The 22918-nt window shown below is 31.2% G+C and carries 18 protein-coding genes; 8 read left to right on the forward strand and 10 right to left on the reverse strand.

Annotated elements, in window-relative coordinates; genetic code table 11:
• Positions 1–2: 2 nt before the first annotated feature.
• The 9 genes from FYJ26_RS03800 to glpX form a co-directional block, all read right to left on the reverse strand.
• A complete protein-coding gene (locus FYJ26_RS03800; protein ID WP_154539765.1) occupies positions 3–1394 on the reverse strand; it encodes a V-type ATP synthase subunit B in 1392 nt (463 codons plus the stop codon).
• Complete coding sequence (locus FYJ26_RS03805; RefSeq protein ID WP_154539767.1) at positions 1394–3160, reverse strand: V-type ATP synthase subunit A; 1767 nt, start codon at positions 3158–3160, stop codon at positions 1394–1396. Before FYJ26_RS03805 ends, FYJ26_RS03800 begins: the two co-directional genes overlap by 1 nt.
• Positions 3161–3172: 12 nt before the next feature.
• Positions 3173–3484, reverse strand: a complete 312-nt coding sequence (locus tag FYJ26_RS03810) for a V-type ATP synthase subunit F (protein ID WP_154539769.1) — start codon at positions 3482–3484, stop codon at positions 3173–3175.
• Entirely contained in the window at positions 3477–4475 is a 999-nt protein-coding gene (locus tag FYJ26_RS03815) for a V-type ATP synthase subunit C (RefSeq protein ID WP_154539771.1), read from the reverse strand. Before FYJ26_RS03815 ends, FYJ26_RS03810 begins: the two co-directional genes overlap by 8 nt.
• A 9-nt stretch (positions 4476–4484) precedes the next feature.
• Positions 4485–5036, reverse strand: coding sequence for a V-type ATP synthase subunit E (locus FYJ26_RS03820; RefSeq protein WP_154539773.1), 552 nt, complete (start codon positions 5034–5036; stop codon positions 4485–4487).
• Between the two features lie 12 nt (positions 5037–5048).
• Complete coding sequence (locus FYJ26_RS03825) at positions 5049–5513, reverse strand: V-type ATP synthase subunit K (protein WP_154539775.1); 465 nt, start codon at positions 5511–5513, stop codon at positions 5049–5051.
• Positions 5506–7443 carry a V-type ATP synthase subunit I gene (locus FYJ26_RS03830; protein WP_154539777.1) on the reverse strand — a complete coding sequence of 646 codons (1938 nt, stop codon included), beginning with the start codon at positions 7441–7443 and terminating at the stop codon, positions 5506–5508. The genes FYJ26_RS03825 and FYJ26_RS03830 overlap by 8 nt, the downstream gene beginning before the upstream one ends.
• A complete protein-coding gene (locus tag FYJ26_RS03835; protein ID WP_154539921.1) occupies positions 7430–7753 on the reverse strand; it encodes a V-type ATP synthase subunit H in 324 nt (107 codons plus the stop codon). The genes FYJ26_RS03830 and FYJ26_RS03835 overlap by 14 nt, the downstream gene beginning before the upstream one ends.
• 498 nt (positions 7754–8251) lie before the next feature.
• On the reverse strand, positions 8252–9214 hold the full coding sequence (glpX, locus tag FYJ26_RS03840) for a class II fructose-bisphosphatase (RefSeq protein WP_154539779.1): 963 nt from the start codon (positions 9212–9214) through the stop codon (positions 8252–8254).
• A gap of 159 nt (positions 9215–9373) precedes the next feature.
• Between glpX and FYJ26_RS03845 the strand changes: the two genes are divergently transcribed.
• Positions 9374–10606 (forward strand): hypothetical protein, encoded by a 1233-nt coding sequence (locus tag FYJ26_RS03845; RefSeq protein WP_154539781.1) that lies wholly within the window; start codon positions 9374–9376, stop codon positions 10604–10606.
• Between the two features lie 69 nt (positions 10607–10675).
• Here FYJ26_RS03845 and FYJ26_RS03850 read toward each other — a convergent pair whose 3' ends face one another.
• Positions 10676–15148, reverse strand: coding sequence for a SpaA isopeptide-forming pilin-related protein (locus FYJ26_RS03850; RefSeq protein ID WP_154539783.1), 4473 nt, complete (start codon positions 15146–15148; stop codon positions 10676–10678).
• Between the two features lie 631 nt (positions 15149–15779).
• On the opposite strand from FYJ26_RS03850, the gene FYJ26_RS03855 reads away from it, so the two are divergent.
• The 7 genes from FYJ26_RS03855 (at position 15780) to FYJ26_RS03885 (ending at position 22901) form a co-directional block, all read left to right on the forward strand.
• A complete protein-coding gene (locus FYJ26_RS03855; protein ID WP_154539785.1) occupies positions 15780–16544 on the forward strand; it encodes an ABC transporter permease in 765 nt (254 codons plus the stop codon).
• The gene (locus FYJ26_RS03860) at positions 16534–17220 is read left to right on the forward strand and encodes an ABC transporter ATP-binding protein (RefSeq protein WP_154539787.1); all 687 of its coding nucleotides are present in this window, start codon (positions 16534–16536) and stop codon (positions 17218–17220) included. The genes FYJ26_RS03855 and FYJ26_RS03860 overlap by 11 nt, the downstream gene beginning before the upstream one ends.
• Positions 17210–18190, forward strand: coding sequence for an ABC transporter substrate-binding protein (locus FYJ26_RS03865; protein ID WP_154539789.1), 981 nt, complete (start codon positions 17210–17212; stop codon positions 18188–18190). The genes FYJ26_RS03860 and FYJ26_RS03865 overlap by 11 nt, the downstream gene beginning before the upstream one ends.
• A gap of 162 nt (positions 18191–18352) precedes the next feature.
• The gene (locus FYJ26_RS03870; RefSeq protein WP_154539791.1) at positions 18353–19084 is read left to right on the forward strand and encodes an ABC transporter ATP-binding protein; all 732 of its coding nucleotides are present in this window, start codon (positions 18353–18355) and stop codon (positions 19082–19084) included.
• Positions 19059–20054: a COG1361 S-layer family protein gene (locus tag FYJ26_RS03875; RefSeq protein ID WP_154539793.1), complete on the forward strand. Its 996-nt coding sequence runs from the start codon at positions 19059–19061 to the stop codon at positions 20052–20054. The genes FYJ26_RS03870 and FYJ26_RS03875 overlap by 26 nt, the downstream gene beginning before the upstream one ends.
• Positions 20044–21363 carry an ABC transporter permease gene (locus FYJ26_RS03880; protein ID WP_154539795.1) on the forward strand — a complete coding sequence of 440 codons (1320 nt, stop codon included), beginning with the start codon at positions 20044–20046 and terminating at the stop codon, positions 21361–21363. Before FYJ26_RS03875 ends, FYJ26_RS03880 begins: the two co-directional genes overlap by 11 nt.
• 662 nt (positions 21364–22025) lie before the next feature.
• Positions 22026–22901, forward strand: a complete 876-nt coding sequence (locus tag FYJ26_RS03885) for a metallophosphoesterase (protein ID WP_154539797.1) — start codon at positions 22026–22028, stop codon at positions 22899–22901.
• Positions 22902–22918 lie beyond the last annotated feature (17 nt).

Consider the following 22918-nt stretch of genomic DNA (forward strand, 5'->3'; position numbering starts at 1 on the left):
ATCTAATTCTCCTCTTTTGTCTTATCAGTGTCCAGATATTTTTCGATAAGTTCGTCATCAATTCTCTTAAGTTCAGATTTTGGTATGATTTTGAGAAGTTGCCAACCAAGATCTAAAGTTTCTTCTATTGTTCTATTTGTATAGAAACCTTGGTTTATATACCTATTTTCAAATTCCTTGGCAAATTCTGCAAAGGCTAAGTCTGCCTTTGATAGGGCTGAATCACCTAAGATTTTTTGAAGCTCTCTTGCATCAACACCTGATGCGTATGCCGCATAGATTTGGTTCATAGTATCAGCATGATCTTCACGAGTTTTTCCCTCACCTATACCCTTATCCTTAAGTCTTGATAGGGATGGTAGGATTGATACTGGTGGTTGGATACCCTGATTGTATAACTCATTTGATAAAATGATTTGCCCTTCTGTTATATATCCAGTCAAGTCTGGGATTGGGTGGGTTATATCATTTTCTGGCATAGTTAAGATTGGAATTTGGGTAATGGTACCTGGTTTTCCCTTTAGTTTTCCTGCTCTTTCATATAAAGTTGCAAGGTCTGTATAAAGGTAACCTGGATATCCACGACGTCCTGGAACTTCTTTTCTTGCTGCTGATACCTCACGAAGAGCTTCTGCATAGTTGGTCATATCTGTCATTATAACTAATACTTGCATATCTTTTTCAAAAGCAAGGTATTCTGCTGCTGTAAGAGCCATCTTTGGTGTAGAAAGACGTTCTATGGCAGGATCGTCTGCAAGGTTTATAAACATTACTGACCTATCTAAGGCACCTGTTTTTTCAAAGTCTTTTCTAAAAAATTGTGCCTCTTCGAAAGTTATACCAATAGCTGCAAATACTACAGCGAAATCTTCACTATCATTTAATACTCTAGCTTGTCTTGCAATTTGGGCTGCAAACTTGTTGTGTGGAAGTCCTGAAGCTGAGAATATTGGAAGCTTTTGTCCACGAACAAGGGTGTTAAGTCCGTCTATGGTTGATACACCTGTTTGAATAAATTCTGATGGATAGTCACGACTTACAGGATTTATTGCTACCCCGTTTACGTCTCTTTTTTCCTCAGGAATTATAGATGGACCGTCATCTATTGGTCTGCCTAAACCATTGAAAGTCCTTCCTATCATATCTTCACTTACTCCAAGTTCAAGTGGCCTACCTAGAAATCTTACTGATGTTGATTTAAGGTTAATTCCAGAAGAGCCTTCAAAAAGTTGAACCATAGCGTTTTTTTCATCAACTTCTATAACCCTTCCTCTTCTTCTTTCTCCTGTTTGAAGTTCTATATCTACTAGTTCTTCGTAGTCAACCCCTTCTACATCTTCTACAAGCATTAGGGGTCCTACAACTTCTGATACACTTTTATATTCTTTAAGCATTATTCATCATCCCCCTTAGCTTCAGCTTCTTTGCATTGTTTATCTATCTCTTCTTTGATTTGGTCAAACTCTTCTAGATTTTCATCTTTTATAAGTTTAAGTCTTGTAATTTTCTCTTTTACATCCAAATTTTCTAATTGTTCAAGATTTGCTCCATTTGATAGAGCTTCTAGAGATTTGTCATAGAAATATAGGATTGTATCAAGCATAAGATCTTGCTTTTGCATAGGACAGAAAGCATCTGTATCATGGAAAGCATTTTGTTGAAGAAAGTCTTCTCTTAGTGATTTTGTTGTATTAAGCTTTAGTTTATCATCATCACTTAATCCATCACGACCTATAAGTCTTACTATCTCTTGAAGAGATGATTCTTGTTGTAGAAGGCTCATAGCCCTCATCCTATTTTTAGAAAATCCTTCATTTATAGTCTTGTCTATATGGTTATCCATCTCATCTTGGTATAGAGAATATGAATTTAGCCAATTGATAGCTGGAAAGTGTCTTTGGTATGAAAGGTCATAGTCAAGTCCCCAGAATACCTTTACTATACGGAGGGTTGCTTGGGTTACTGGCTCTGATAGGTCTCCTCCTGGAGGAGATACAGCTCCTATTACTGATAGAGAGCCCTCAATATCATCTTTTCCATTTATTATAACTTTTCCACTTCTTTCATAAAAGTCTGCTATACGGCTAGCAAGATATGCTGGGAAACCTTCATCTCCTGGCATCTCTTCCAAACGACCACTCATCTCACGAAGTGCCTCAGCCCATCTTGATGTTGAATCTGCCATTAAGGCTACTGAGTAGCCCATATCTCTGTAGTACTCAGCTAGTGTTATACCTGTATAGACACTAGCCTCTCTTGCTGCTACTGGCATGTTTGATGTATTTGCTATAAGTACTGTCCTTTTCATGATAGATTCACCTGTTTTTGGATCCTCTAGTTCTGGAAATTCATCCAATACATCAGTCATCTCATTGCCACGTTCTCCACAACCTACATAAACTACAACATCAGCATCTGCATATTTTGCAATTTGGTGTTGGATTACAGTCTTTCCTGATCCGAATGGTCCAGGTATAGCAGCAGCTCCTCCTTTTGCAACAGGGAAGAAAGTGTCTATAACTCTTTGTCCTGTTATAAGTGGTGTGTCTGGGTCAAGTTTCCTCTTAAATGGTCTAGCTTTTCTTACTGGCCATTTTTGGATCATGTTAAGTTCCTTATCCCCATCTTCAGTTTCAATAATAGCAATGGTGCTATCTACTGTAAATTCACCTTCTTTTATCTCTTTAACTTTTCCAAATACTCCATTTGGAACCATTATCTTGTGTTCTATTACAGTGGTTTCGTCTACTAAGCCTAGGACATAACCTGGTTTAACCTCATCGCCTACTTTTGCTACTGGTCTAAATTCCCATAGTTTTTCCCTATCTAGTGGTGGTGCTGTAACTCCTCTTTTGAGGAATTCTCCTGCCAAAAGCTCAAGTTTTTCTAGAGGTCTTTGGATTCCATCATACATTCTTTCAAGAAGCCCTGGTCCAAGCTCAACTGAAAGGGGTGCTCCAGTAGAAACCACCTCATCTCCTGGTCCTATTCCTGTTGTTTCCTCATAAACTTGGATGTTTGCAACATCTCCCCTCATCTCTATTATTTCTCCGATGAGCTTATCTTTTGAAACCTCGACCACATCATAGATATTGGCATCAGTAAGTCCTTTCGCTTCTATAAGTGGACCTGATACTCTTGTTATTTTACCTTTATTCAAATTGGTCTCCTTCTAGTTCAAAATGTTAGCTCCAACAGCTTTTTCTACACTTTTATTGATATCTGCCAATCCAAGTCCAAGATTTTCCTTGTTGGATGGAATAAGTATAATTGCTGGAGTCATTTCTTCTCTGTACTTATCTATAGTTTCTGGAATTTCTTTTGCAAAGTCTTCTGTTATGAATATAACTCCAACATCTTCTTTGGAAAGTTTATTCACAATTTTTTTTGCACTATCTCCATCAACTGCTATATATACATCAACTCCCAATGCTTTAAACATTAGGACTGAATCTTTATCTCCTATAACGGCTACCCTATACATATAAATTACGCAACCTTTCTTCTATAAATTCTCTAGAAAGCATATTTTGCTTAGCCACAAGAATTATCCTAAGATTTTTAATCTCCATTTCACGATTTATCAAATATCCTAGCATAACCTCTGGTCCATAGCTAACTTTCTTAGAGTCTTTGGCAAAGTCTAGTAAATAATCATCTATAGCCTTTTCTATCATTCTTGTAGCCTCTTTTAGATCCTTGCTATCAAGGGCCTTTTTTACTAGAGGATAAGTTTTTTCATTTATAAAAAAGTTTGCTAAAAGACCCATATCTTGGTTAAAGCCAAGAATAAAATTATTCTTATTAATAAATCCACCGTCTATTAAGGCTTTTTTTAATAAGTCTATAGACTGATTTTGACCCTTAATCCTCAAAAGTGACTTAAGATTGACAAGGTCAATTCTTTGTCTAGTAAAGTCTACTAATGAATCAAAAGCTAAATTTTTAGCATCTATAAGAAGCTTTTGATAAAAGTTCCTATCAAGAGATAAGTCTATATCTTGTGGATCTTTTGTATCTTCATATAAGTCTAGGGCATTTTGAGCATATGTTATATACACATCATCAAAAGTCTTAAAATCGCTTTTTATAGCCTTTTTTATAGCTGATAAATCAATTGTACCTATATCCATGTAGGCAGTAGAATAATCGGCATCTTGGATTAGCTCTTTAACTAAGACTTTGAGGTTGTGAAAGTTGTATTTTTCTTCTAAAAATACTATAAGATTTTTATCTGGGCTTATTTTTCTTATTTTTTTGTAAGATTCTTTAAGCATAGATAAAAGTGCCTTCTCATATTCTTCATTCCTATTTATATCCTTCATAAACTCCCCATAACTTGAGTCATTTAAAAGGGAAATTGCTTCAGAAAGATTTGAGCTATCTACTAGTCTTTGAATATTATTTGAAGTAAGGAGATTTTTTTCATATACTCTTGTTGTTACAGAAGCACGGATAAACTGTTCTCTATCCATCTAATCACCTCACTTAAATATTCTATCTGCTATAATTTTTTCCAAATTATCCCTATCATAGTTAAGTAGGGAAGAATACCTATTGTCATAAGATATTTTTCCACTTCTCACTACAAAGCCTTCATCTACGCTTTCTTTAGATAATTTTAAACCATTAAAGCTATTTTCATCAAAGTGATATTTCATATCCTTTTGTAGGAGAATTTCTCCATTATTAACATCAATTTCTTTAAGCCTATTTTCTACAAATTTTTTGTAGTCATTAGGACCAAGTTTTCTAAGTTTTTCTAAAAGCTTATCTAAAATATCATCTACTAGCTCATTTTTAGCCCTGATTTTTATATCACGAGCCTCTCTTTCACTAGTTACCTTTGAGTTTTCTATAATTCTTTTTGCATCTTTTTCGGCATTATCTATTATTTTTTTAACTTCTTTATCAGAATCAGCTTTTGATTCTTTTTTTATTTCTTCACTTCTTTTATTAGCGTTAGCTAGTATATGATCTGCTTCCTTTTTGGAATCCTCTCTTATACCATCTAATAATAAATCAAGCTTACTCATAATAAACCCTTACTATTTATTTATTAGAAGTAGTGAAATTACGAAACCTAAAATTGCATATAACTCTACCATTACGGCGTATACTATACCTTGTACGAAGTTGTCCTCATTCTTGGCTAAGATATTCATACCACTTATTGCAACCTTAGCTTGAGCTATAGCTGAGAAATATCCAACCATACCTATAGGAAGTGCTGCAAATATATAATAAAGTCCTTGTTCAAATGAAACATCTCCACCTAGTTTTCCTAAAATCATAAATCCAATTACAAATCCATAAAGTCCTTGTGTACCTGGTAAAAGTTGAAGTACAAGTGCCTTACCAAACTTTCCTGGTTCTTCTACTGTAAGTCCTGCTGCAGCCTCACCTGTCATACCAGTTCCTTTAGCAGATCCCATACCTGATAAAAATACTGCTATTGCAACACCTACAGCACCCATAATTTTTCCACCATTTTGAATTAAAAAATCAACCATTGTATCCTCCTCTGATTATATTTATAAATTTACTATCTTCTATCATTTGTCTAAATTTCTTACCTCCACCCTCATAGAACTTGTTAAACATTTCTACATATATAAGTCTAAGTGAGTGAACATAGGCTGAAAGAGTTGATAAAAATAGGTTAAATAATTGGAATCCAACAAATATTATAACTCCAGCAACCTTACCTATAATTCCAGCTGACCATACCATTGCTACAATTAGGTTTACTGAGTAGGCTACGAATCCACCTGAAAGAACAAGGGCCATAAGTCTTAGAAAAGAAACAAAATCTCCAATCCATGAACTTATACCATATAGAGAATAAAGACCTCCAGCAGCTTTACCAGCTACCGTTTTATTCTCACGCCCTCCAGTTAGTACTATACCTACCATACCTACTACCATTACTATCATAGCAATCTTTTTTGCTTCATTTTCTAGTAAAAACCATGCTATTGCTCCACCTACTGCCATATACCAAAATAATACATCAAATATAGCACCTAGTGGATCTCCATCTCTAATTAGCATATAGGCCTTTACTCCAAGAGCAGTAAATAAGGAAATACCACCTATGATAAGTGAAATTATCATAAGAGTGTTAAAGTCTTTTTGTGTATCTATAAGTCCTGGTATTGGTATAATTCCACCAAAAAAGGAACCAAATATTAATCCAAACACACAAGCTGAAAGTCCTACTCTTTTAAAAAGTCTTACCATTTTAAGGGTTGATTTTGGAAGGTCAACTACTTTTGGTAAAATCAAGGTTCCCAAAAATAATAAAAGTCCATAACCAAAGTCCCCAAGCATGAAACCTGTAAAAATAGTATAGAAGATTGAAACCAAAAGAGTTGGGTCAACTTCGTTGTACTTAGGTAGGGAGTAGGTTTCTACTATAGACTCGTATGGATCAATTAACTTAGGATTATCCAAAATTATTGGTACATCAGAGTCATCCCTTTCTGCTTCATTTATTTCTAGTAAGTATCCATCTCCTAAGGCTTGATCTAGATCGTCTTTAAACTTTTTATTTAAGTTTCTTGGTATATAACCTTCAATCATATCAACTCTTTTAGTCTTTAGAAAATACTCACTTGAAGCTTCTTTTCTTCTTAAGTTTTCAAGATAGGTTTTATAAAGGTAAAGATCAGGCAAAAGCTCTATAAAATCTTTAATCCTTTTCTCATTATCTCTTAATTTTTTTTCTTCTTCCTCAATTTTTTTATTATTTAAATAAATTTGTTCATTTGCTTTTTTTCTAGTCTTAATAATAGACTTAGAAAAACCATGATCTCTAAGAAAGAGTTTAAATCTATCACTTTCTTCAAGGCTTGATATTGCATATAAGAAATTTACATTATCCCTTTTTAAAATTTCGACTACAAAGGATTGAGAAAAATTCTCTTTAACTAGGTCTTTATCAAAGTCCTTATAAAATTGATCTGTAATTGTACCAATTTCTACATAAAACCTATGAGAGTGTTCTATCTCTTCTACACTAAGGTCAAGGTTTTTAAAAGGTTCTAATTCAACATTATTCGCCCTAAGTTCTTTAATCTTATCCTTAGCCTTATCCCTTAAATCAAGGTCTTCTTTAAGCTTTGGATAGATTTGATCAAACCTAAAATTTAAACCTTCCTTGTTGAGATTTTCAATACTCATATCCTTTTTATTTAATTTGACTTTACCATCTTCAAGATATTCTTCTAAAGAATAGATAGCATAATCAAGTTTTGAAATATTCTCATCAATTTCAAGTAGCCTATTAGAGTTATCTACCTCTTTTAAGTAGTCCTCATCATCATCGACTTTAAGATCATTAAAATGAACATAGTTAAACTTTTGCAATATATCAAGAAGCAGGCTTCTATCATATTCAAAGGAAAAAAGATTAAACTTATCCATTTTAACTATTGCCATTTGCTACTATCCTTTCTACCAAAATTTCTAGAAGGTCATCAATTTCTCCTTGATCCCTATTTTTAATTTCTTCACTATCTTCATTGGCCTTAGCTATAACTGGCTTTTTATCATCTTCTGCCTTAGCCTTAGCCTTATCTTTTATATCTTTAGCATGGGTTTTGGCAGCATCAATTGCCTTTAAAGATTCAATCTCCGACTCCTTTTTGGCAGCATCAATTATATCTTTGGCTTTTTTCTTGGCATCGTCTACAAGTTTATCAGCCTTAATTTCAGCTTCTTTAACTTGATTTAAAACTTCACTTGCCATCATTCACCTCCTAATATGTACAGTAATATTATAACATACTGACACTATAAATATATATTACCCAATTATTATGATTTTATAGATATTTTTTTCTTAAAATGATAAGCTTAGATTGTCAGACAAGCATAATAAATATCTATAAAATTTTCTTTACAAATTAACATCTTCCACCACTTGACATTAGGAAAGAAGCAGGTTATAATTTGTTTGATAATAGTTATCATTTACTAAATACCTAAAATAATATCCCATAAGGAAGCAGTTATGAAATCTTTTAAATTACAAATTAATATAATAATAGGAATATTACTTATATACATAGCCATTATCAGTATGAATTTTATTTTTGAGAAAAATCTCCTAACAAAGTCTGTGAGCATAGGACTTATGCTCCTATCTTTAATGCTTGTCAAAAGATCTGAGCTAATTTATAAAAAATCAGCCCAGACAGTCTTTTTTATTTCTTTCTTTCTTATATTTATAAGTTTTCTTACTTAACTATTTTTGGTCAAGTTTTTGATTAAGCTTGTGAACTGAGTTTATAAATCTAATAGTTCCTGAAGGTAACCTAAGTAGGAGAGATTCAGTCTTTGCCATATTATTTTTCATGTAAGATACTCCCTTAAGGAAAGTTCCGTCTGTAATTCCTGTGGCTGCAAAGAGCACATCATCTCCCTTTACTAAATCTTCTATCTTATATACCTTGTCAAAGTCTACGCCCATTTTTATACATCTTTTAACTTGCTTTGAATCAGATGGGGCAAAGACTCCTTGGAAGTCTCCTCCTAAACACTTAAGAGCTGCTGCTGCTATTACTCCTTCTGGAGCACCTCCTATTCCCATAATCAAATCAATCTTCCCACAAGATAGTTCTGTTGCAATAGCTGTAAGAACATCCCCATCTTCTACCATGGAAATTCTTGCTCCTGTGGCTCTTATTTCTTCTACTAATTTTTCATGCCTTGGTCTATTCAAGACTGATACAGTTATATCGGAAATCTTTTTATCAAGAGCTTTGGCAACATTTTCTATATTTTCCTTAACGGACTTGTTAATATCTATAAATCCCTTAGCCTTAGATCCAGTTGCAATCTTATTCATATATACATCAGGTGCATTTAAAATACAACCTTTTGGTGCAACTGCTATTACCGAAATGGAGTTAGAGGCACCATTGGCAAGTGATGAAGTGCCATCTATAGGATCTACTGCAATGTCTACCACATCATCTTCATGCATATTGCCTATTTCTTCTCCTATGTATAACATAGGTGCTTCATCTATCTCACCTTCTCCTATAACAACTTTTCCATTAATACCAAGATAGGTAAACATAGCCCTCATTTGATCTACTGCTATATTATCAGATTCATTTTTCCTACCTTGACCCAAATATTTAGCAGAGCCTAGGGCTGCGGCTTCTGTTACCCTACATAAGTTAATACCTAAATCTCTATTCATTTTTTCTCCTTTTAAGATTATAGAAACGTTTGCTACAAATACATTTTACCAAAATCTATAACAAAATTAAAGAAATTTACAAGAAATAGAAAAGCATTTAAACTTTGATTTTTTCAAATTTATGATATAATCATTAGGTATAAAATAAAAGGTGGTTTTATGAAAAAAATATTTATAATTCTTTCTCTTGTTTTTCTAGTATCTTGCACTGGTAAAACAAAGGAGAATTCTTACAGCAATAACTTATCTAAAAATCCTGTAAGTTCAATAAAAAGCTCTGATGATAAGAAAAATAAGAAGAATAAAAAAAACAACAAGCTCGAATATGCCTATGATTATATGGATGGATATAAAAGAGATAAATCTCTTTATGTAGATAGGATGCTTGGAGATTACCCATCTGATGTAAATTCAAATAAAGATATGGCTTATGAGAAAGAAGAACTTAAAAATCTTGATTATAACAAAAATCTTTTTATCTCAATGTATAATATAAGAATACCTAATAGATCCCTAGTTTTTTCAAATGATAATTCTTATGTAATAGACTTTCCTGAGTCAGATGACTATGAGATATCTATAAAAATAGATAAGCTTTTTAAGGATGGAGATTACTCAGAAAATGAACTAAAAGAAAAGTTACTTGAATTTTCTTCAAAAAATACAATGGATAAGGCAAAAGACGGAAAAAATATTACCCAGCCTGTAGTAAATCTTTATAGTGATTATAAAAATGCAGCCTATTCTATAATAGAAGACAATAAATTTTCCTATACCAACATGTATGTAGCTACTCCTGCAAATATTATTAATTTTGAAATAATAGAAAATAAGGAAAAATCAGACGATTCTTCTTTCATAATGTCAGATCTTCTTTCAACATCCTATCCAGAAAGTGAAGATGTTCCTATAGTAAGTAAGTCCTTTAAAGACTATGGAGATAAAATAAATCTATATGCTACAAAAAAAATAAATATGGGAAATTTCTCTTTTAAAATCCCAGCCGATATGGAGAATACCCAAAAATCAGACCTTTTGACAGTTTTTGAAAAACAAGTTTCAGGAAAAACTATAAATCAAGTCATTGTTTCAAAGATTAAAAAAGAGGAAAATATGACAATTAAAGATGCTTTTAACAAAAGCCAAGGTACATCAATTCCTCCTTCCTATATAACTTCTATGGGAAAGATTACTGAAGAGAAGATTAATGATAAGACCTTCCTCAGGTCAAAAGCTAGAATCTATACAGAGCAATTCTCTCTTGAAGGAGAAAAGGTGGTCTTTGAAGAAGGTGACTATTTTGTTTCTATGATTCTTACAGGACCTTTAAAAAATACAGCTAAAACCATCCTTTTAAACTCAAATATAATAAACTCTCTTACATTTAAATAGGTGTATAGATAAAATAAAAGTGGCTATTGCAAAATAATGAATTGACTTTTGCAACAGCCACTTTTTATATTACTTTATAGGTTTTTTTCTAATAGTATAAGAACTTACTGCAAAAAGCATAACTATAAGTCCAACTATGCTAAATAATATTGTTCCCTTTCCACCAGTAAATGGATATTCTTCTCTGTTATTTTTTATAATTATAGGGTTATTATCATCATTTACTAATGCCTTTTCAGATACTTTATTTTCTTTTAAATCTATAGGATATATCTTTGCTTTCTCAACTTTAAATTCATATAAGTATGCATCTTCTGGTAATTTGTAACCAAATTTAGCCTTTACTTCTTTAATTCTATAAATTCCATCATCTAGTTCTCGAAATCCAAATCTACCAGAACTGTCACTTTCTACCTTATACGCATCTTCTTGTTTTTCTACAAAATCTCCATTCTCATTTATAGGATGGAATTTGCTATTTTCATCTTGTTTTTCAAGGATAAACTCTGCTCCTTTTAATTTATTCTCTATATTATCACTATCAACTTTTTCAAATAATATATTTGCTTTAAGTTTTTTATTTACTATGACTGTTGTGTTATCCTTGATATTTATAATATTGCCTTCACTATCTACATCAAAGCTTGATACAGCTTCTTTTGGTAATGAATATCCATCTAAACTTTCTGTCTCCCACAGCTCATAGGAACCACTAGCTAATTTCTCATAAGAGAAGTTTCCATTTTTATCTGATACTCTTTTAGAATCTGATAGCACTTCTCCATCTTTTCTAAGTTCAAATGAAACACCTTCTAGTGCATTGTTCGTAGGTTGGTTTTGAGGATTTTCTTCATCTGAAGTTTTTTGTGTATCAGATACCTTGGTAAATACAATTTTATTTACATTATTTTCTAACTCAAGTGAAACTATTCCTCCACCCTCTGCAGATGATTCATGGAATATTGAGTAGGTATAGGATTGATCTATTATTTCATCTTTAGGATCATAATATGCGTAATAGTTGTAATTATTATAATAATACCTTTTATTTGAGAACCTATTGTATTCAACAGTAGTTTTTAATTGTTTAGCATTTTCACTTGTAACTTTTCCCTTTACTTCAATAAGATATGTTTCATTACTTTGGTAATCATTGTAATCATTTTGATCTCCAAGTATCATCTTTATAAATTTTACTCCACCTGGACTTGCTCCATTATAAAATTTATTATTTAAGTAGGTGAAATTTCTATCATTAGCTAAATTATCAAAATCTATTCCATAAGAGTCTGGTAAGGCATTGATATTATTTACCCTATATTTTCTAACGCTTGTAATATCTATATCTGCATCTTCACTATAAAAATATAAAGTCTTATTAAATGTATTTTCCTTTTGCCAGTTAACATATATAACCGATGTAAATTCCTTATTTGAAATATTTAGCTTGGTCATATAATTTTTTACCTTTACAGATGGATCATAGCCAGATTCATAACTTACATTTATATAATCAGAAAATACTTGATTTGCTATTGAAGCACTTATTCCAACATTTGATGTATCATTTTTGATTTTTAGCCTATCTATATACATATGTGTATTTATACTTATATAATCAACACTATAATATTTTACATAATCGGTAAAGGTAAAGGTAATAGACTTTCTATCTTCATTTATCTTTGCACTTGCAAGTTTGCCAGCTTGAGAATAAATATCTAGTTGATCATCTCCTAAGTAACCAATCCCATCTATATCTACATTATCTGAATACTTTAATGTAAAAGTATCTCCTGGATTGATTTTAGTTCCTTTATCTAATTTATAATAAAGATTTATTGATATTCCTTCTCCCATATTAGGCTTTACAACATTTTCATCATTTTCTGTTGATGTCATAGAAGACTCACTCTTATCTAATATAAATAAATCTGAAACATCTTTAGGTGCATATCCTTCTTCAATTTTGGTAGAGAATTCAGTACCTATGTTGATTGGTATAGGTTTCTTATCTACAATATAGCCAGGAAGTGATTGTATTTCTTTTAGCCAATACCTACCATAGGCTAAGTTTTTAAAGATAATTTCTCCATTTTCGCCTGTTTTTTCTTCCCTTTTGATATTGCCTTTTTCATCCATCAATTGAAATCTGACACCAGCTAAGAAATTATCTTTTTTGTCCTTTTTTATTATTTTAAATTCGCCTATCTGTTTTTTATTTGGAACCTTTAAAATTGGTTTTTCATAATCACCACTACCACTAGCAGATGAACCTTGTACCAAGATTGCATTTGTTTTACCTATTACATCTTTAGGACTTGTAGCATCCCCACCCTTGCTAAAAACTATAGTTTGTATTGGACCTTGAGGTTTTCTATCTGGATTTTGGACATCTAAATCCAACTCACTTTCTACTCTTAAAAGATAAGTAGATGTTCCTATATTGTTTTTAATGTCAATTATTGCTGTTGGGGTAGCAAAAGAATAATCGTATCTAACAGTATAGCTACTAGGATTTACTTCTTCAAATTGACTATGGTCCATTATTACAGCATCTGGCAGATAATTTCCTACAAATTTGTATAATTTTATAGTTGTCTTTTCATCAGATAAGTTAGCAGTATTTATATATTGAGAATTAGGACTTGCAGGATATACTTGTATTTGAGCTTGTCCACTTATATTCCTTGAAAGAGGATTAATATAAGCTAGTTGTACATACCTTCCATTTTGATCATTAACATATTCATATGCAGCCTTGATATTTGATATATTATTTTTACCTACAGAAACGTTGGTGTGTTTAGCATAAACTCTCTTTGATAATCTTTGATCCCCTATACTTACATAAAAGTCATAGTCCTTATTATAATATGCCACATTCACATTTACTGAATGCTCTAAATGTAATTTCATGTCAACAGATTGAAGTCCCTCTATAGCATTTGTAAATACATAGCTTATTTTTTTATTGGTTCCTCTTTCTATATCAAAAGATGGATTAATAACTGGATAAGCTAAAATCACTCCATCAGATGTAAGAATATTAGGATAGTTAAGCTTATCTGGCTGAATCATATTATAATGAAGGGTGTCTGATACATCTAGTGTAAAGTAATCTCCTTCCTTTGCACTTGTATTTAATTGCAAATCCAAATCTATAGTAAATTTATTCGTATCATTAGATGTATTTACTGGATTCGTACTTTTGATTTCAGAGCTATTTAACATCCTTATATTATCAGTCAAGTTACTTCTATATTGGATTTGTGGTTCTTCTGCAAGCTCTCCTAGTTCATTTATAAACACCTTTCCTTGACTATTAACAAATACAGTCCATTTTTTGCTTATCTTTTGATAGCCTAAAGGAGCTGTTTTTTCTATTAGGCTATATATTCCAGATTTTAAGTTATCTATAAAAACTTTACCATTAGAATCTGAACTATATATATTTTTAAAATTCCCATCTGTTGATTGTAATTCAAATTCTGCGCCTTCAAGTGGTCTATTATCTTCTTCATCATATTTATAAATTTCAAATTTATAATTTTCATTACTATATAAACTAAACAGACTTCTTTTTGCTCTTTTTTTAACATAAGGATTGCTACTTGTACGGTTTAAAGATGAATCAGTATCAGAATCATTTTCAAATTTTATAACTTCTTTACTTGGAGTAGATGTAGAATTTTCTTTGTCTGTGTTCTCCTTAGTTTCATTGCTGCTATTGTTGTCTTCTTTTACAACTTCTGTCTTACTTTCTTCTTTATTTTCTTTTTCTAATTGGTATTGCTTAAGCTTATCATAGTCATTCTTTAGGGAATTTGTATCATAAATATATAACTTATTATCGCTTATAGTTGCAAATATTTGACCATCATTTTTTATATTTATACTTGCATCTTCACCCATTTGGAAAAGGTTAAAACTAGGATCTAATGACTCATACCTTTCAAATTCTAGGTTGAAAGCTAATTTATTTTTATCTTTTTCATATTGGCTATATCCGTTTTTAGAAAAATCAAAGTCATCTAAAACTTTAAAGTCTATATATGAATAATAAGGTCCATAGGGTTTTTCCTCTTTACCATCTACAATCTCTTCATAAGCACTATCATTAACTATCCTATATCCATTCTCATCTTTTATTACTGATATTGATATATCAAGTCCTTGACTATTAAGATTTTCTTTTACCCTATTATATTCTTCTTGTGCTTGACTTTCATTTTCAAAATACCCATCTTCGTATAATTTGAGTTCATCTCTTACAATAAGCCTAAATTCACGTGTATTTTTATCAATTCCTAGTCCTATATTAAATTTATTATTATCACTTTCCTTATTACTTAAATCATAAAGTTGTTGAGCTTTTTCAATAGAAAGATAAGTAAGATCATCTTTTTTTAGGCTATCATCTAATTTTATGGTGTTTACATCTATCTTGTCAGCGCTTGCAGTAAAATCCGGTTTGATTGTTTGTATTATTATAAAGAATGCTAGTAAAAATGATATTGATTTTTTTATTGACTTTGACATATATACTCCCTTTAATTGTCAAGAATGCATTATTATAATCTCTTTGCATGAGTTTTATAATATATAGAGATAGGTGGTTATTTCATTGTGACATGCTCTTTGCTTTATATTTCATTAATTTTCTATATCTTGCAAAATATCTTATTAATATATACTCTAACTATAAAAACTGTAAGTATGGCAAAAAATAAAATTTTATTTTTTGGATTCATATAAATTTAAGTTTGGCTTTTTATTTTATAGAATTATTCAATTAAATATGGGTATACACTCTTTTATAATAAATTCCAGCATATTCACACAAATAAAAACAAAAAATCGACTTTGATTCCTTTACATTTGCAAAGTCGGATATTATAGCTTTTTACTCATATACAAATGAAAAAGTTTGTATATTACTCTTATATTATTCTTTTTTGACTTTCCATAGTCAATATTTTTATCATTAAATTTTAATATTTTGATGATTTTTTTACCTTCCTTTATTTTGAAAAATTATACATAATATTTTGCACTTAGTTTTATCGTTATAAATAATATAAAAATGTCTTGGAGATTAAAATGAAAGTAATTCTAATACCTTATTTATTGATAAAGTATATCACTTGTTATAAAATAAAAGAGGGATTTTATGAAAAATAAAAATACAATTTATAAAAACTTAATAGTTTTTACCATGATATTAGTTATTTGGGAATTTATCTTTAGGATTAAGATTTTTTCACCAATCTACCTTCCAGGACCTTATATGGTATTAAAAAGTTTCCTAGAAATGATTGCAGATGGTTCGCTTATTGTCAATATCTATATGAGCTTATTTAGGATAGGACTTGGCTTTATCTTAGCCTTTATTACTGCCTTAGGCTTATCTTTAGGCTATTTTTTAAATGCTAAGGTCTTTTCCTACCTCGATGGAATCTTAAATTTCTTAAAAAATATCCCACCATTGGGGCTTGTTCCCTTACTTATACTCTGGCTTGGTATAGGAGAAGGGACAAAAATCATCATGGTCTTTATGGCATCTTTCTTTCCCTTGTTTTTAAATATGAAAAAGGGTTTTTTAGGATTTGATAAAGAGCTTGTAGAGATGGCTTTAAGCTTTTCTTATAATAAAATGGATATATTTAAGAAGGTAATTCTTCCACAAAGCCTTCCTGATATATATACAGGGATTAGAATCTCTTTAGGATATGCCTACAGATCAATTATCGCAGCAGAAATGATAGCAGCAAGTTCAGGTCTTGGCTATCTTTTAAACTTTTCTAGGCAGATGTCAAGAACAGATAAAGTCTTAGTGTCCCTAATTGTAATAGGATTTTTAGGACTTTTTACAGACTATTTATTGGCTAAGCTTTCAAAAATAGTATTGAAAGGAGATTTAAGAAATGAAACTTAAAGATGTCAGAAAAAACTATTATCTAGATAAAAAGATAATAAGAGCCCTTGATGGTATTACACTTGACATAGATATATGTAAAAGAAATGTCCTTATAGGTCCATCTGCTTGTGGAAAGTCTACTCTACTTAAAGCTATAGGGGGACTTATTCCCATAGATAAAGGGAAAATTTTAAAGGATAATCTTAAAACATCTTTTGTTTTCCAAAATCCAAGACTCTTACCTTGGCTTAATGTAAGAGAAAATATAGCCTTTTCTATGAAAGATAAACCTTTATATGAGAAGATTGATAGATGGATATCTATAATGGGACTTGACGATTTTAAAAATGCCTATCCAAGTGAACTTTCGGGAGGAATGAAGGCAAGGGTAAACCTTGCAAGAGCCTTTGTCTATCCAAATGATTTTCTTTTGATGGATGAACCTTTTGCCTCCCTTGACCAGGTAAAAAAGGAAGAACTTGAAATTGAGCTTCTTTCTTATATAAAAAAGGCAAATACTGGTTTTTTATTTGTAAGTCACGATTTAAATGAAGCCCTTAACTTAGGTGAGATAATTTTTATTATGAAAAAGGGAAAGATTGTTTCAAAACTTAACTTAGCTGAAAAAAGCTGGAACTATGAAGGGCTAAAATCATATTTTAAAAAGATAATAGGAGGAGAAAATGAAAAATAAAATATTAAAAATATTATCTATTTTTGTACTTATACTAAGTGTTTCAGCTTGTTCAAAGCAAAACACTAATGACAATGCCACATCAAATGATGTTTCACGTGAAACAAAAAATGAATTTTCCATTGATGAGCTTAATATCAGCTATGTAACTGCACCACTCAATGTCCCATCAATTGTAGAAAAAAACAAGGCTTTTTTCCAAAAACACCTTCCAGGAGTTAAAATTAACTACAAGGAGATAACGAGCGGTGCAGACCAAACCCAAGCCTTAGCAAGTGGAGATGTAGACATACTTTTTGGTCTAGGGGGATCATCTGCTGTTCTTGCCAAGTCAAATGGTCAAGATTTAAAAGTCATAAATATGTATTCAAGAGCTCCTGAAGCTTTCTCTATATTTTCTAAGGATAATTCTATCAAAAACCAAGATGATTTAAGGGGCAAAAAAATCGGAGGCCCTGTTGGAACCAACCTTCATCAACTTCTTTTATCCTACCTTTGGCTTAATGGTATGACTGATAAGGATGTAGAGTTTTCTAATATGTCTATTCCTGATGCAGGCTTAGCCCTTGAATCTGGTAACTTAGATGTAGCACTTTTAGGTGGAGTTGCAGCTTACAAGGCAAAAGAAGCCGGCTTAAATGAAGTAGTAAATGGTAAGGGCTTAATTGATGCTATAATCTGTGTAGCTTCTAGCGATAAGTTTATAAATAATCACCCAGATGTTATAAATGCTCTAAAAGAAGCCCACGATGAAACTCTTGGTTTTATGGAAGAAGAGCCTGAAAAAACTCGTGAAATTGTCAAAAAAGAACTTGACCTTGATGATAAGGCATATGATTATATGTATCCTATGTATGACTTTTCAAATGAAATAAAAGAAGAAGATAAAAAGGGATTTGAAAGAACTAGGGACTTCATGCTAGATAATGGTATGATAGAAAATAAATTTAATATTGATGACTTGTTTTAAGTCTTATCTTTTATATATAAATAAATTATTTTTAAATCTTTTAAGGGATTTTTACAAGATATTATTTTTATATACTTTTGCCATTTAAAACAAATTGCATTTTTAGGAAAATTTATGTATAATTAATTAAGATTTATATTAAATTAGGCAATGGAGGGGACTATGGCTTTTATAAATATAAAAAATGTTAAAAAAAATTATAAAATTGGAGACAATCTAATAAGAGCCCTAGATGGGGTCAGCCTTTCTATAGAAAGGGGAGAGTTTATTGCTCTTTTGGGTGCATCAGGATCTGGTAAGTCAACCCTTCTAAATTGCCTTGCAGGACTTGAAAGACCAACAAGCGGTGAAATTTCTTTTGGAAATATTTCCCTCAACAATTTAAATGAAGAGGAAGTAACCAAGTTTAGAAACTTAAATATAGGATTCGTCTTTCAATCCTACAACCTTCTTCCCCATCTTACAGCTTTAGAGAATGTATCTCTTCCCCTTATTTTTATGGGAATAGGGAAAAAAGAGCGAGATGAGAAAGCCTTTAAGATTTTAAGGGATTTAGGACTTTCTAAAAGAATTTATAATAAGCCAAATGAACTTTCTGGCGGTCAACAACAAAGAGTTTCCATAGCAAGAGCCTTTGTATCAAATCCAAAAATAATTTTTGCAGATGAACCTACAGGAAACCTTGATACTAAAACAAGCTTTGAAATAATGGATATGATTAAAGAGATGATAACTAAGAATAAACAAACCCTCATCATGGTAACCCACGATGAGGAAATGACAGAGTTTGCAGATAGGACTTTTTTTATGAGAGATGGTCAAATAGAAAAAGTTCACGAAAAACTAAGCATAGATGAGGTACTAAATAATGCAAGAGAACAAGGAAATAAATAATCAAGTAAGCAATACAGACAACTCTCAACCCCAAGAGCAAAACCCTATTAAAAACAAACCGAAATTAATTATTTCATCCTATGAAATAAAACCAAAAATGGTAGAAGCTGGAAAAAATTTCACCCTGAATCTTAGCCTATACAATACAAATGCGGAAAATACCATCTACAACCTAAAGGTTAATATTGATCAAGGAAATAGTCAAAATACAGGTACTCCTAGTGGAGGTGAAAACAATACTATTACAGATGCAGCTGTATTTTCTCCTGTAGGAAGGTCTAATACTTTTTATCGCTCTGCAATTTATCCTTGGAACTATACATCAGAGTCTTTAACTATGAATGTTCTTCCCAACGCCAAGGCTGGAAACTATCTTATGAATGTAAACTTTGAATATGAGGACTATTTGGGTAACCAATATCAAAGCACTGAAACTATTGGTATTCCTGTAGTTCAAACCGCATCTATATCAACATCTGATATAAGCATGGATGATATTTTTCAAGGTGAACCATCAAATATTTCCCTAAATATTTACAATACTGGAAAAGACAATTTAACAAATCTTATGTGTAAGGTTGAAGGTGATGGTTTCTCAGTAGATGAAAAAAGCCACTTTATAGGAAATTTTGCCCAAGGAGCAAGTGACACCTACTCTTTTAATGTAACTGCTAATGAGGGAAAAATTCTCAAAGGAAAAGTTGTAATAAGCTATGAGGACTCAACAGGACAGACCCATACAGAAGAGAAGGAATTCTCCAAAGAAATTAGTGAAAATACTCCTTTAGATAGCCAAGGAAACCCAATTGATAAGAATGGAGAACAAATTCCTGTAAGTGAAGAAAGACCAATTTATAAATCACCTATAGCTTGGGGAACTTTCCTAGTTTTAATTTTCTTAATAGTATTTTTTATAAGAAGAAAAAGAAAAAAGAAGAGGGAAAAGGAGCTTAATATAGATGAAGATTAGTGATAGATTGTCCCTTTCATTTAGAAATCTACTAAGAAGAAAATCAAGGACTATTCTTACAATTCTTTCTGTTCTTATAGGAACAGTTTCTATAATAATGCTCCTAACACTTGCTATTGCCATGGACAAAGAACAAAAAGATATGATTGAGTCTTTTGTTGGCATAGAAAATATTGAAGTAACTAGCTCTGGCATGGGAAATAAAATCAATAAATCAACTTTCTCTAAACTAAAAAAAATAAATCATGTAAAATATGTAATCCCTTACAAGGACTTCTACTTTGATATAAAACTTAAAAGTGATAATAAAGCTAGATTACAAGCAAACTCAGGCATTAAGCTTATACCTGATGATATATTTAAGAAAATAAAACCAGATATGATAGAACAGGGAAGAGCCTTAAACTCATCCGATGATTTATCCATGCTTATAGGAAGTGATGTAAAAATATCAAAATTTAAAAAAATGGGACAATACTACCAAAAAGTTCCTGTAGATAAGCTTGAGCCTTTAAGTCAAAAATATAAGCTTACTTTAGGATATAGGGGTGAAGCTTTGCCATCACCTTCCATAAACAATGAATCAAAGCCTCAAAATATAGATGTTGATATGAAGCTTGTTGGAATACTAAATGATAAATCTTTCCTAGATAAAAACACTGTCTATATAAATGAAAAAACTTTCAAGTCACTTGAAAAAGAAGATCAAAAACTTGAATTAAAAAGTCTTGATTCAGATAATGGCCAAGGAAATAATAAAGAACTCTTTACATCAGTAAGCTTAGTTTGTGATAAGTATGAGAATGTAAGTGGTGTAGAGGATGAAGTTAAATCTATGGGTTATGAAACATCATCATCTATACAGATGATAGAAGATATAAATAAGGCGAGCAAAAATATCATGCTTATCCTTGGTGGTATTGGTTCTATTGCCTTTTTTGTATCAGCAATAGGAATAATCAATACCATGCTTATGTCAATCTATGAAAGGCAAAAGGAAATTGGAGTAATGAAAGTAATTGGAGCAAGTGTCTCTGACATAAAGTCTATGTTTTTGATAGAAGCGGGATTTATAGGTTTTTTTGGTGGACTTTTGGGTCTTTTAACATCTCTTTTAATAACCCTTATTATAAACCATTTTATAGGAAATATGGCTGATCCATCAGGTGAAAATTTTAAACTTCTAATTCCAATTTGGCTTGCTATCCTGGGAGTTTCCTTCTCATCTTTGGTAGGAATCCTTGCAGGCTACCTACCAGCCATAAAGGCAACAAAGCTTTCTGCTATAGAAACTTTACGAAGTAACTAATTTAAGACTTAATAAAATGTGAATTAAAAACTAAACTGACCCAAAAGTTGGACTAAAAACAACTTTTGGGTCAGTTTTTAATTGCAAATATATTATAAAATTCAAAATAAAAATGGTAAAAGAATTTTAAATTATGGAATTTAAGGATTAAAGTGATAGAAAACTTTTAAAATTCCTAATACTCCTAAAAAATGAGAACAAAAGATAATTTCTTAGCTATATCATGAGTGGAAGACTTATTTGAAAAATAAAATAAGAAATGTTTAATTGCAGAAAATTCTATATTTTAGATTTAATAAATAAACAATGAGAAAATTTACAAAAAAAGTCTGATATTATAAAGCATAACTTTTTTTATAAAAATATGAAATTATTTATGAAATTATTTGACTTTAGTTTTATCTTATGTATAATATAGTATAAGAAAAATAAATTATTGTGGAGAAGCGAGTAGAGTTAATAACCTGCTCGCTTTGTGTTTTTATGACCTTTTAAAATTAAAAGGCAGAAAATATTTAATGGTCAATAAAAAAACGATCCCAATGCAAAGGAGGTGTAATTTATAAATTGAGGGTCAATCATTGCATATTTTGTTGATAATAATAAGCTAAGTAATTAATTTAAATTCATTTAAAAATTAGAAAATTTAAGGAGAAGAAATAATGCGTATTTTTCAAATTTCTGATACACATGTAAGGGGTGATGGAAAACTATCATTCCAAAAAGCTGATACTATTAAGCTTTTGACTAAAACAGTTGAGTATTTTCAAAAATTAGAAGATTTTAAACTTCCTGAATTTTTTGTGGTGTCTGGGGATTTATCGGAAGGTGGAAAAAGAGATGGTTATGAGTATGTGAAAAAAGCATTGGACGCTTTACCAAGACCTTCTTACATACTTCCTGGCAATCATGATAAAAGAGATTTCTTTTTAGACATATTTAGAAATGAAGCCCCTGTTAAAGAGGATATCAAACCTTATATTTGTTACTCTCTTGAAGATTATCCAGTTAGAATAATTGTAGTAGATACCTCTATTCCTGAAACTCATTTTGGTGGTTTATCAAAAGAGGTCGAAAAGTGGCTAGAGGCTCGAGCCAATGAGGATGAAGGAAAACCAACATTAGTATTCACTCACCATCCTCCGTTTGATACTGGTATGACAGCAATGGACGAAGGTTTTATAAATAGTGATAAATTCGCTAAATTATTAAAGAGATTTAAAAAATGTAAATTATGTCTTGGACATTTACATGTATCTATGTCAACAGTATGGGAAGGTATACCTTGTGTTGTCGCTCCTTCTATAGCTATGCAAATGGAAGTTGATTTTCGTGATAAAGATGGTAAAGATGTAAGCAAAGAAGAAAAAGAAGATAACTTCAAAGGTGGAGGAGATCGCTTTTATTTAGGAAATCCAGGCTATTTAATACATGAATTAGTTAATGGAAATCAAATAAATAGTTATGTATCAACTATACCAGCTGGTGCTGATTATTCTGGTCCTTTTCCATTTAAATATTATGAAGGTGAACATTAATTTACTAAAGAATATAA

Source organism: Anaerococcus porci (assembly GCF_009696575.1).
GTDB classification, from domain to species: Bacteria; Bacillota; Clostridia; order Tissierellales; family Peptoniphilaceae; genus Anaerococcus; species Anaerococcus porci.